The sequence below is a fragment of the Arthrobacter sp. 05N429 genome (assembly GCF_056397045.1).
Window position 1 is genome coordinate 102,426 of the sequence record NZ_JBFTMQ010000010.1, and the last position, 11,420, is coordinate 113,845.

12 protein-coding genes are annotated in these 11,420 nt (G+C 65.4%); 5 read left to right on the plus strand and 7 right to left on the minus strand.

Features of this window, described 5'->3' with window-relative positions; genetic code table 11:
• Window position 1: 1 nt before the first annotated feature.
• From pdxA to AC1DF4_RS15560, 3 genes are read right to left on the minus strand one after another with little or no spacing between them, the layout of a single operon-like run.
• On the minus strand, window positions 2-1,006 hold the full coding sequence (gene pdxA / locus AC1DF4_RS15550; RefSeq protein WP_476913725.1) for a 4-hydroxythreonine-4-phosphate dehydrogenase PdxA: 1,005 nt from the start codon (window positions 1,004-1,006) through the stop codon (window positions 2-4).
• 10 nt (window positions 1,007-1,016) lie between these two features.
• Window positions 1,017-2,210, minus strand: a complete 1,194-nt coding sequence (locus AC1DF4_RS15555; RefSeq protein WP_476913726.1) for a four-carbon acid sugar kinase family protein — start codon at window positions 2,208-2,210, stop codon at window positions 1,017-1,019.
• Window positions 2,207-3,196, minus strand: a complete 990-nt coding sequence (locus AC1DF4_RS15560) for a 2-keto-3-deoxygluconate permease (RefSeq protein ID WP_476913727.1) — start codon at window positions 3,194-3,196, stop codon at window positions 2,207-2,209. Before AC1DF4_RS15560 ends, AC1DF4_RS15555 begins: the two co-directional genes overlap by 4 nt.
• A 291-nt stretch (window positions 3,197-3,487) precedes the next feature.
• Here AC1DF4_RS15560 and AC1DF4_RS15565 point away from each other — a divergent pair, with 291 nt between their 5' ends.
• Together AC1DF4_RS15565 and AC1DF4_RS15570 are read left to right on the plus strand one after the other, a co-directional pair.
• Window positions 3,488-4,702 (plus strand): acyltransferase family protein, encoded by a 1,215-nt coding sequence (locus AC1DF4_RS15565; protein ID WP_476913728.1) that lies wholly within the window; start codon window positions 3,488-3,490, stop codon window positions 4,700-4,702.
• A gap of 366 nt (window positions 4,703-5,068) precedes the next feature.
• Window positions 5,069-5,806: a hypothetical protein gene (locus tag AC1DF4_RS15570; RefSeq protein ID WP_476913729.1), complete on the plus strand. Its 738-nt coding sequence runs from the start codon at window positions 5,069-5,071 to the stop codon at window positions 5,804-5,806.
• Between the two features lie 90 nt (window positions 5,807-5,896).
• On the opposite strand, the gene AC1DF4_RS15575 is transcribed toward AC1DF4_RS15570, so the two are convergent.
• A complete protein-coding gene (locus tag AC1DF4_RS15575) occupies window positions 5,897-6,280 on the minus strand; it encodes a TfoX/Sxy family protein (RefSeq protein WP_476913730.1) in 384 nt (127 codons plus the stop codon).
• Between the two features lie 332 nt (window positions 6,281-6,612).
• Between AC1DF4_RS15575 and AC1DF4_RS15580 the strand changes: the two genes are divergently transcribed.
• Window positions 6,613-6,816, plus strand: coding sequence for a cold-shock protein (locus AC1DF4_RS15580; RefSeq protein ID WP_024365339.1), 204 nt, complete (start codon window positions 6,613-6,615; stop codon window positions 6,814-6,816).
• 111 nt (window positions 6,817-6,927) lie between these two features.
• On the opposite strand, the gene AC1DF4_RS15585 is transcribed toward AC1DF4_RS15580, so the two are convergent.
• Both AC1DF4_RS15585 and AC1DF4_RS15590 read right to left on the minus strand, forming a co-directional pair.
• Window positions 6,928-7,278: a hypothetical protein gene (locus tag AC1DF4_RS15585; RefSeq protein ID WP_476913731.1), complete on the minus strand. Its 351-nt coding sequence runs from the start codon at window positions 7,276-7,278 to the stop codon at window positions 6,928-6,930.
• A gap of 144 nt (window positions 7,279-7,422) precedes the next feature.
• Window positions 7,423-9,231: an AfsR/SARP family transcriptional regulator gene (locus AC1DF4_RS15590; RefSeq protein ID WP_476913732.1), complete on the minus strand. Its 1,809-nt coding sequence runs from the start codon at window positions 9,229-9,231 to the stop codon at window positions 7,423-7,425.
• A gap of 130 nt (window positions 9,232-9,361) precedes the next feature.
• On the opposite strand from AC1DF4_RS15590, the gene AC1DF4_RS15595 reads away from it, so the two are divergent.
• A complete protein-coding gene (locus AC1DF4_RS15595) occupies window positions 9,362-9,556 on the plus strand; it encodes a hypothetical protein (protein ID WP_476866026.1) in 195 nt (64 codons plus the stop codon).
• 172 nt (window positions 9,557-9,728) lie between these two features.
• On the opposite strand, the gene AC1DF4_RS15600 is transcribed toward AC1DF4_RS15595, so the two are convergent.
• Window positions 9,729-9,911: a PspC domain-containing protein gene (locus AC1DF4_RS15600; RefSeq protein ID WP_441406564.1), complete on the minus strand. Its 183-nt coding sequence runs from the start codon at window positions 9,909-9,911 to the stop codon at window positions 9,729-9,731.
• Between the two features lie 194 nt (window positions 9,912-10,105).
• Here AC1DF4_RS15600 and AC1DF4_RS15605 point away from each other — a divergent pair, with 194 nt between their 5' ends.
• Window positions 10,106-10,762 (plus strand): hypothetical protein, encoded by a 657-nt coding sequence (locus AC1DF4_RS15605; RefSeq protein WP_476913733.1) that lies wholly within the window; start codon window positions 10,106-10,108, stop codon window positions 10,760-10,762.
• Window positions 10,763-11,420: the final 658 nt, after the last annotated feature.

Below are 11,420 nucleotides of genomic sequence, written 5' to 3' on the forward strand. Positions count from 1 at the left end.
CCTAGGGCTTCTCGTCGCGCGACGGCGCCAGGTCCACCGCCTGCCGCAGTGCTTCGAGCAGTGACTCGTGGTCCGCGATGTTCTTGCCCGCGATGTCGAAGGCCGTGCCGTGGTCAACTGATGTGCGCACCACGGGGAGGCCAACGGTGATGTTGACGCCGTTCTCCAGACCGAGGACCTTGACCGGGCCGTGGCCCTGGTCGTGGTACTGGGCCACCACCAGGTCGAAGTCGCCGCGGCCTGCCAGGAAGAACAGCGTGTCGGCCGGGAGCGGGCCAAAAGCGTCGATCCCGTCCGCCTGGGCCTTCTCGATGCCCGGCTGGATCTTTTCCGCTTCTTCGCCATAGCCGAACAGCCCGTTTTCGCCTGCATGCGGGTTGATGGCGCACACAGCGATCCGCGGGTTTTCGATCCCGGAGGCGCGCAGCAGTTCGTGGCCGCGTTTGATGGTCCGGTAGACCAGGTCGCCGTTGATCTTGGCGATTGCATCGATGAGGCCGATGTGGGTGGTGACGTGGATGACGCGCATCTTCGGGGCGGTCAGCATCATGGAAACTTCCTCGGTGCCGGTCAGCTCGGCGAGGAGTTCGGTGTGGCCGGGGAACTTGTGACCGGCTGCGTGCAGCGCCGCCTTGTTCAGCGGGCCCGTGCAGATCGCATCGACCTGGCGGTCCATGGCCAGGGCAACGGCCTTCTCGATGAAGAGGTATGAGCCGTGCCCGGCCGCGGCGGAAAGTTCACCCCAGGCGAGATCGGCCGGGATGCAGTCGATGTCGAGCACGTCGATGGTGCCCTCGTCGAACAAGGCCTCCGACGGCTCCGAGACCTTGCGCAGGGTCAGCGGGCTGGAGACGATGTCCGCGGCGAGCTGCAGCCGGCGCAGGTCGCCGATGACGAGCATGCGGGCTTTTGACCGGAGTTCCGCGTCAGCCAGGGCTTTGACGATGATTTCCGGGCCAATGCCGGCAGCATCGCCCATGGTGATGGCAACAATCGGGCGTCCCATTATTTGATACTCATTTCAGTCGTTGTGCAGTGAGAAATTGTTTGGTCCGGGCCAGCGTTCCGGCGTCCCCGAAGGCGCCGGCCTTGGTGACCAGCAGGGGGAGCGGTTCGGGGAGCAGGCTCATGACGACGCCGGGCTCGATCTCGCCGAGGACGGTGAAGCTGCCGGCGCCGAGGGCCTTCAGGACCGCGGTGGCCGTCTCCCCGCCCGTCAGGACAAGGGCGTCACAGTCCCCGACGCCCGCAGCCGTGGCTCGGGCCAAGGCCTCTGCCACCACAAGCGCCTGCGACTTGTCGACGATCCCCATCGGGTCCGGCGTCAAGACCACGTCATTCCGGGACATCGCCTGTGCAAGCTCGCGGGGAACCGCGGGGTCGTCCAGGTTGGTGTGGTCCAGTTTGATGTGTTCGACGCCGGCCTCGACCAGTTCCTGGATCTGCCGCCGCGCCAGGCTGGAGTAGCTGCCGATCACCGTCAAGGTCCGGGTGATGTGCCGCGCCTGTTCGTCGCGGGCGTCCGCCCTGTCGCCGCCTGCCGCAATGTGCCCGGCCAGTCCGCCGGAGCCCACCAGGAGCGTCGGGAAGTCCAGCAGCTCCGCGGCGGCCGCGATGCGCTTGAGATCTTCATCGGAGGAGGCGTCCAGTACGACGGCGTCGATCCCTCTGCCCTGCACGTCCCTCAGGTGCGACGCCAGTTCCTCCGGCGTACGTCCGGATTCGCCGGCAACCACTTCCACCGTGAGGCCGCCGGGGGCCAGGGCGTTAGCGACGTCGCCACCGAAGGTTCCTTCTATGTTTGGAATCCCGGCCACGTGGACGATGCCGCCGCGGGTGGTCCTTCCCGTGGCCGGGAAGGCCGGAGCCACCAGAGCGAGCCCTTTGCCGCCGCCCTGGGTGAGCCGCGCGAGTGTCGCGGCAATTTCCCCGCCGACATTGCCCCGGAGCAACGAGTCGATCTTCTTGAAGATCCGACGGTGCTGCTCCAGCGAACGCCCGACGGCGGACGTGACGGCCGCGGCGGCGTCCGCCGCGGGCAGATAGCGGCTCTCGGTGTTGACCGACAGGATGTCCGCCTCCGGCCACGCGCCTTCGACGTCGAGGATTACGGAACTGGTGTGCGTGGGGCCATAGGCGGCAGCGGCATCTGCCGCTCCCGTCAGGTCATCGGCGATGATTGCCCAGCGCTTCATTGCTTTGGTGTTCATACTGCGTGTGCGACCTCGGGTACTGCCGTGGCTTCCTTGGCCTTAAGGCGCTTGGCGTACCAGGCAACCATGAGGGGGCAGCCGATGGCGGTGACCACTACGGACGCGGCAACCAGGACGGTGGCGGGTCCCGCTGCGGGAAGGTAAGCGGGGTTGGCTGCGGCTACCAGCATGGGAACCGTGGCAGCGTTGCCCGCGGTGGTAGCAGCCGCCAGGCCGGCAATGCCAGAGCCGCCGGTCAGCTTGTCAGCGAAGAAGAGCACAGCACCGCCGACGATCAGGACGAACAGGCCAAGCGCTATGCCAAGCAGGCCGGCACTCAGCACCTTTTCGAGGTTCAGGCCGAAGCCAAGGGCGAGGGCGAAGAACGGAATAAGAACGGGGGCCGCAGACGAAAGGAACTTGCGCATGGCCGGGTCGAGGGTGCCCAGCAGGACGCCAAGGAGCAGGGGGATGATGGCGCCCACCAAGGCCTGCCACGGGAAGGCCGACAGGCCGGCGACGCCCAAGGTGAGCATGGTCAGGAAGGGGCCGGATTCGAGCGTCATGACCGAGTACGCGGCCACGTCTTTGGGCTTGCCGTACTGGCCCATAAGCGCCATGTACATGCCGCCGTTGGTGTCGTTAAGGGCTGCCAGGATGGCCAGGACCGACAAGCCTGCGAGCAGTCCGCCGTCGATGGGAAGTTCACCCATGAACCGGCCAGCGACAACGCCGATGATGACCGCAAACAGGACCTTGGCGCCGAAGAGGACGCCGCCCTTTTTCAGGATGTAAGGCGTGGCCTTGATATCGATGCTTGCACCCATGCACACGTAAAACACGGCGAGGATGGTCGTGCCGCCGGTGAAGAGTGCACCCGTGAACGAACCGAAGAATTTGGCGGAATCCGGTGCGAAGGTGGCGAGAAGGGCGCCGATGAGCAGCGGGATCAGCATCATGCCGCCGGGAACTTTTTCCATGGTGGCCTTGATTGGAACAGACATTTAGCAACCTCATTGTTGTGGGATGGACCGAGCCGCCCGGCTTCGGCAATGGTACAGATCGTAGAGTCTCTGCGCGTTTAGCGCAAGAGGTCTGCGCGAAACGCGCAGTGTGGTGGAGTTCGCCGGGCTCCTGAACAGGCCCGCGGCCGCGGCCGCACCCAGTCCGCTCCGGCGCAGCTCGCCCGGTGGAGCGCGGGCGCGTGGATAGGAGGCCGCCTGGCGGCCACGAAACGTGCTCAGGAACCCTCGTCGGCGAGGGATGCAATGTAACGAACTGGTAACATAAGGTGAATGCGCTCTAAGTCTGGTCAATCAAGAGTCACTCAGCTGGATGGCCTCAGGGGGATTGCCGCCCTGGTGGTTGTCGCCTGCCACGTCATGTCGACGCTCCCCGGAATCGGGAACGCTGTCAACGGCGACCGCGCCGCGGAACTCACCGCCGCCGAGTCATGGGCTGTCTTCTCCCCGCTGCACGTCCTCTGGAACGGAACCCCGGCGGTCCACGTCTTCTTTGTGCTCTCCGGCTTCGTGCTGGTCCTGCCGTTCACCCGGCCGGGAGCGGCCAGGAGCTGGGCGCAGTACTACGCCAAGCGCTTCTTCCGCCTCTACCTGCCGGCCTGGGCGTCCCTGGCGGTGGCCGTGGCATTGATCCTGATGATTCCCCGGACAGCGTCCCCGCTGCAGAGCCCGTGGGCGGACATGTACGTGATCGACCCCAGCGTGGGCCAGGTCTTCAAGGATTCCCTGCTCATGCTGAGCGCAAGCACCATCAACACCCCGCTGTGGTCCCTCAAGTGGGAGGTCGCGTTCTCGCTCCTGCTCCCGGCCTACGTCTTTCTCGCCCTCCGCTGGCGGCGCCTCTGGCACGTGAAAATCGGCGTTGCCCTCCTGCTCGCTGTGGTGGGAGCCCTGCAGGACGTGGACTGGCTGATCTACCTCCCGATCTTCGCGATCGGAGCTGTCCTTGGCGTCGAGCGCGAGCGGATCAGTGCGCTGACCCGGTCCTGGCCGCGCGGAGTCTGGTTCGTCGTGGCCGCCGCTGGCATTTTCCTGGCCAACGCGGAATGGATCAGCCCCGAGCAGCCGATCCCCGGCGTCGAGGCCGTCGTCACCGTGGGCGCCCTGCTGATCGTCCTGCTGTTCGTGTCCTGCGGCTCGGCCAAGAAGCTCGGTGACACGGCCGTGGCGCAATGGCTGGGGCGCGTGTCCTTCAGCCTCTACCTGGTGCACCTTCCGATCATCCTGGCCGGCGTCACCCTGCTCCGCTCCGTTTCGCTTCCACTGGCGCTCGCGCTCTCCGTGGCCGCCTCGTTCGTGATCGCCGAGCTGTTCTTCCGCTACGTGGAACAGCCCGCCCATCGGCTTTCGACGGCGGCAGGGCGTGCCGTGGAGCGCAGGACCCGCCGCGACGCCCCGGCGGAAACCCCGTACGTCCCGGCCGCAAAAATCATTCCGGCGACTCCGCCCGTCCGGGAGATGGCGGACGCGACGTCCGGTTACCGGTAGTCGGCAGCCCAAGGAACCGGGCCGCAGCACAACCACTCCGGAGGGCGGCCGCCGTCGGACGTTTCAGCGGGCGCGGCGGCTACAGGCCTGTAGGGGCCAGTAGCTCGCGCAATAGTGTCCCGTAAGCCCCGGAAGCCTCTGGTCTTCCCTATAAAGGCTCGGGCAAAATGAAGACGGGCGGCCCGCCCGCTGCGACAGCTGGTACGTTCGCTGGCGTTCCGGGGGAGCGGTGCCTCTCCACGCGTGGTGTTCGTCAAGGGTGTCCTGGTTCGGTGCGGACTGCCCTACCTTTTTCTACGTGGCCATGGGCAAGCAGCGGTGCTCTGGCCCCGACAGGATTTTCTGCTCAGAGGGAGTGGGAAGGTCATGAATCCACGAACCAGAATCTTCTTTGGAGTCATCGTCCTGATGCTGGTTGTTGGCGGGGTGACGCTCTTTGCCTTCAACACCACAAACCGGAGCACGGCCGCGGAGTACAACCCGCAGATCAATCCTGCCGATTTCACCACCAAGATCACCAACAAATACTTCGCCCTCCCGGTCGGCAAGAAATTGACGTACGAGACCACCGAGCAAGGAAAAGTCACCGAGAGGGTTGAGATCGAAATCCTGCCCGAGACCATGACCATCGCTGGCGTGGAGACGGCGGTGTATCTGGACAGGGAATACAAGAACGGGCAGCTCGTCGAGGAAACCCGGGATTACCTGGCGCAACACACAAACGGCGACGTCTGGTATTTCGGCGAGGAAGTGGACAACTACTGGAACGGAATGTTGCTGAACCACTCCGGCAGCTTCCTGCATGGAAAAGACGGGGCTAAAGCCGGCATCTGGATGAAGGCCGAGCAAAGCGTCGGCGATTCCTACCGGCAGGAATACTACGTCGGCCATGCGGAAGACATCCGGGACACCATCGCCACCGGCGAGACCGTCACCACGAAATCCGGCACCTACACCGACTGCGTCAAGGTCTACGACTGGACGCCGCTTGAAAAGAATGCCCGGGAGTACAAATATCACTGTCCCGACGTCGGTGCGCTGGTCCTGACCGAGGACCTGCAGACAGGGAGCCGGTCAGAACTCGTGAATGTTTCAGTGCCCTAGACGTCGCGCAACACTATTACCGCAGGCTCATCCGGCGCGCTTCCGAATCCGGGAGGCCATGCGCGGCAATCAGGCGCCCGACGTCGGCGGCTACTTTTTGGGCCGAACCTTGGAAACCTTCGGCTCCTTGGGCGGCAGCCCGGCCACGTGCTCAAATGCTTTCTCCACCCAGGCCCTGGCGCGTGCCTGATCGCCGTCGCCCTCGGCGTTCCAGACTTCCGGCAGCCCGGTGTAGCCGCCCATGGGTCGCTCGGGCGGCCCGAACGGAACGGTCCGCTCGGTGCTTTCAAGCGTCTCCTTGTCCGCGCCGGCCAGCTTCACGCCGATGGTGGGGCCGAACAGGCCGGCGAACATGTTTCCGTTCACGAAGGCCCCCAGGTTCCCGAACATGGGCTTGACGACCACCTCGGGATGGTCAGGCAGCACCGAGCGGAAGTGGTCCTTGTCGGCGTCGGACGCTTTCGGCATTTCCATAATTCTTCCTCTTATAACGGGTGGCGGGCTGGTCTTCCTGCAGGATATGCCCGCGGCCCGGCACGGTACAGGCGGCCTGCCGGGCCGCCGCTGCGGGACCCCGGCTGGGACCGGGCGGGGCTGCCGCGGACGGCCGGACGGCAGGGCTGTGGTAAGCCGCCCCCGGAAACTCCTGTAGAGTTGATCCTGTTGTTGTGTTTATGCAGTTCGTAGTTCAGGCAGTACGCAAGGTTGCAAGACCTTGTTCTTCTGAAGCAGCGGTTTTGAGCACCCCACACCGGAGGACCCGAAAGTCGGGACTTTTCCTCCACCTTCACGAAGGACAAAAAATAATGGCTACTGGTACCGTCAAATGGTTTAACGCTGAAAAGGGCTTCGGCTTCATTTCCCCCGATGACTCCTCACAGGACGTCTTCGCACACTACTCCGCGATCGCTTCCTCCGGCTTCCGCTCCCTCGAAGAGAACCAGAAGGTCTCCTTCGAAACCGAGCAGGGCCCCAAGGGTCCCCAGGCCGTAAACATCCAGGCTCTCTAAGACTTAGCTTCCAGCTAACTCTTCTGAGTCCGGAACCTTACAGGTTTCGAGCAGGGTCCGTCTTTGACGGGCCCTGCTTTTGTTTAACCCGTGTGTGCTTCATCCCGGCGCTCAACCGGCGTCGCGGTAGTCGAAGAACAGCGTCGCCGGGATGGGCCCCTGCAGCATCTCCGCCGTCAGCCCGTGCATGCTCACCAGATGCTCCTTGAACCAGACATCATAGGGATCGTCCGACGCCGCGAGCGTCTGGAAGGCCTTCGCCAGGTCCTCGGCCTCATGGAACAGGCAGGCGAAATCCCCCTGCGGGGTCGGCACCAGGCTGGCGACCTCCCGGGTGACTCCCATACGCTTCCTCGAGCGGGCATGTTCCTCCCGGCGCGGGCCGTTCATCTCCGCATCGAGCGCCTTCCACTCGTCCAGTTTCCCGGGCAGGATCGGCGCGAACCACGTAATGCATTCCATGACAGATTTCCTTCCACGCAGTAGTGAGCACGGTGGTGATCCCATCGGTACAGGAGCATGGTAGTCCCGCGTACGACGGCGGGACAGGGCTTCCGAAACCGGCTCCGGACCCGCTCAACTCCGCCTAATTCACTGCCGGTCAGCTCACAGGGTGACGCTGTGCCGGCGGGCCAGGAACGCGGTCAGCGCGGGGTTGTCGATTTCCTTCGCGAGCCAGGGCACGGACTGGGCTGCCGCCTCGTCACCGAGGGCCGCCCGGTGTGACTGCGCCCGCACTACGAACTCCCGCATGCCGCTCCGGCTGGCCAGTCTGGCCAGCCGCTCCGTGAACTGTACGGCCCGCGGCGAGCCCGTGGCGATGGTGACTTCGGCCGCCACATCGAGCAGCCGGGCCGTGTACCAGAGGTACCATGGCTTGGGCTCGAGGCCCCGGTCGATCCAGTGTTCGGCGGCGGCGAGGTCCCCGTGGGCCAGGAACAGCCGGGCTTCGGCACCCGCGGCCAGGGCCAGGTAGCAGTGGTCGCCGGCGAGTTCGGCCATCACCCAGGACCGGTCGATCAGGTCCGCCGCCTCCTCCAGCCGCCCGGCGGCCAGGTAGGTCTCACCCCGGACCCCGGCGACGAACGGTTCGAACGCGGTCCAGTGTTCCGCCGCCACCCCGTCCAGTGCCCGGTCCAGGGCGGCGGCTGCCAGCTCCAAATCTCCCCGCAGCAGATGCACACGGCCCAGCAGCGCCTCACTGAACGCCAGCTGCCGGCGGTTCCGGACCGACTTCGCCAGCCTCCTCGACTCCGCGAAGGCAGCCACCGCGTCGCCGTAGTGCGCCGTGTCCGAGGCCAGCATGCCCTGGATCGCGAGGATCCGTGCCTGCTCCTCCGGGATTCCCCCGGCCGCCTGCATCGCCCGGTCCAGCCAGCCGGCCGCGCGGTCCGGCACCCCGCGCTGGACGGACAAGTAGCCCAGCTCGCGGTACGCCGCGGCGGCAGTCCGGGAGACGCCGTCGGGCGCTTCCGCCGACAGCGCGCGGTGCAGGAAGTCGGCCACCTCGGCGCCTCGGCCGCCGGCCTGGTGGATCAGCGCCCCGGACAGCGTCACCAGCGACTCGGCCACGAGGTGCCGGTCCGCGGTGCGCTGGGCCAGGACGACGGCGAGGCGCAACTGGTCGAGTCCCCGGTCGACGGCGCCCGCCGACAGGGAGGCGCTGCCGGCGTCGAGATAGGACCGGACGGTGGCCACGGTGGCGTGGAGCTCCGGGTCGGCCACCGGCTCAGAGTCGGCCAGGGCGCGCTGGACTTCCACCGGCAGGGGCAGGCCCAGCTCACGGTGGTAGAGGTCCGCGCATTTGGCGACCTCCTCCCGCGCCCGCCGGTGCTCGCCCAGGGCGACGAGGGCTTTCACCAGGACGGCGGTGCAGTCCGCGTGGAAGGCATCCCGGCGCAGTGCCAGCGAGGCGAGTTCGACGGCGTCGGCGGGAGCGCCCGCGGCGAGAGCGGCCAGCGCCCCCTCGTACAGCAGCGACTGGACGCAGTTGTCGAGCCGGTACCGCTGGTCCGCCAGCCAGGAATCAAAGACGGCGTTGTCCGCGAAGGACAGCCCCTCCAGCAGCTGGCCGTTAACCGTCCGCGGGTCCAGGCCGTGGCCGTTGGCCGAGCCGACTAAGTCGACGGCATCGCAATGCCAGGGCGGCAGGAGCGCCAGCCGCAGCGGGTCGCCGGTGATGGAGACGCCGGCCAGGGTCCGGCGCAGCTCGGACAGGTTCCAGCGCAGGGCGCCCAGCGGATCCGCGGCGTCCGGGAACAGCAGCATGGCGGTCCGGGACCGGCTGACGCCGTCCGGCTGCAGGGCAAGGTAGGCCAGCACAGCCCAGGCTTTGCGGCCTTTGGGCTGTGGGGGAGCGGTGCCTGCGGACTCGATCTTTGGCGGACCGAGGAGGCGGATCCACGTCTCGGCCATAGGAGTCATTTTACGCCGCGGGGCACTCTGGCGTCCCGGGGAATTAAGTCGCAGGGATTCACACGGTTGCTCACACGGCGGCTGCCGACACTGGAGCCATCCAATCCGCTCAACCCCTGAGGAACCAAAAATGGAACTGTTCGTAGTCCTGCTGTTCGGACTCGTGATCGTCGCCGGAACCGCCACGGTCCGCGCCGTGCTCAAGGACGGACACGGCCACACTCCCGTGGTGCGGTCCACCGACTCGTGGAACGCCGGGAACCTGCCCAGCGAACCCTTCACGTCATCCCTTGCCTGGTACCTGCCGGGGTCGCGGGTGCAGTAGAGGTTGATTTTGACCAGGACAAGCGCCCGTACAGCGAACTTGTGGGGGGGGCGGTGGGCCGGCGGCCCGCCGCCCCCCAGCATGCCCGGCACACTACGCAATGTCGTGCCTGACGTCGTGCCTGACGTCGGCGACGTCGGCACTCAGCCGGCAGCCGCCGTCGAACCTGCCGCTAACTGGCCTTCGGGATGAGGATCCACAGCGCGATGTAGACGAGCTCACCGACGCCAAAGAATCCGAACAGCACGAATCCGAGGCGGACCAGTTTCACGGAGATGCCGAAGCGGTCAGCAAGGGCAGCGCACACGCCCGCGAGGATCTTGCGGTTCCTTGGCCTCACCAGTGATCGTTCCATCCAGCCAAGGTAGCAGTGCGGGCGCGTCAGGAGAACAGGAGCCGCTCCCGCGCCCGGGGCCAGTCGAGTTCCTGCTCCAGATGCCCGGAGGAGCAATAGTCGCCGCTGGCCAGCGCCTTCCATTGTTTTCTCAACCTCGAGGTCCTACCATCCGATAACCGTGAGGACTCGCGGCCCTAAGAAAGTGAGGCGCCATGAAAAGGACAGCACTCGGAGTACTGGCGCTGGCCGGAACACTCGTCATTCAACTCGCCAGCGCCGGAGCGAGCACCGCGGCGGAGCGGCCCGGCGTTACGAAACCCGGCGTTACGAAAACCGTGGTGAGGGGCGAGGCACTAACCGCGGAATTTGATCAGACGGATGGTTGCATACGGACCAGGGTCAGCGTGTTCGGCAGCGCCCTAACGCTCCGCGGATCGAATGCGCCCGAAAAGCTGGGCTTTGTGTCTGTCACGCAGGAAAACACCTGCACACTCACAACACTGATCGACGGGTCCGGGGAGACGGAAACCCTGAACCTGGTCGTTCCGAACGGGTTGGCTAAAGGGCAGCTGAAGATGTCCCTGGAATTCACGAACTATGCCGACCCCGATAACCCGGTGGTTTCGCCGATGACGGCCGACCTGTCCTTCCGGGCCACTGCTCAAGCGTCCACTACTTTTACCAAGTCCAAGTACTTTTCCGAGGGCATCCGCTTCGTATCGTCGGCAAAAACCAAGAGCCGGGTCGGCGGTGCAACCGGCACGGTAACCCTTGGGGCTAAAAAGGTAGTTTCGCCGGCTACGTCGACGTACTACGCGACGATCGCCTGGGCGGACAGCAAAGAGAAGACGGTAGCCCGCCCCGTGTAGTAGCGCCCAGCAGCTCGTACTCACCGGGCTGCCCCAAGGTTCCGCGGGAGCCTGGGGAAAGTGTGTTGAGGCCAGCGTCCACGACGGCGGCCTGCAGTCGTAGGTGACGACGATGCCGGCTTGCAGCCGGATGCCCGACGCCGTGCGGCGGGCCCGTTGCGGGTGACGCACCGCACAAAAGCCCTGGGTTGTGGTTTTGGCCGGCGGGGGGCTTGTTGGGGTGCCCGGTTCCGTGTGGTGGCGGGGTTTTTGGGGGTGTGTGCGGGGTGGTGGGGGTGGATTTGTGCGGGGTGCTGGGGGCGTGTATTGTTATTCGAGTCGCCGCCGCTGATGCGGAAAGATAGCGACCGACCCCCTTCTGAACAGCCTGAAAAATGGTTCGCTGATTAGCGTGCCGGATTAGGGTGGGGTTCCTGCTGGCGGAGTTGTGAGTCGCGGAAACGCTGACTTGCTTAGGCTCCCGGGTTCGGGTAAGTTTGGGAAGTTGCTCCGGAGCGATCCACGGCTGAGGTTGTGGTGGTGCCGGGTGTGTCTGTTGTTTGAGAACTCAATAGTGTGCCAAGTTTGTTGATACCAATTTATTGTATTGAATTGGTTGAATTGACCAGGTTGCGCCACCCCGTGGTGTGGTYTGGTTTTTACAGCTGGTTTCAAATTT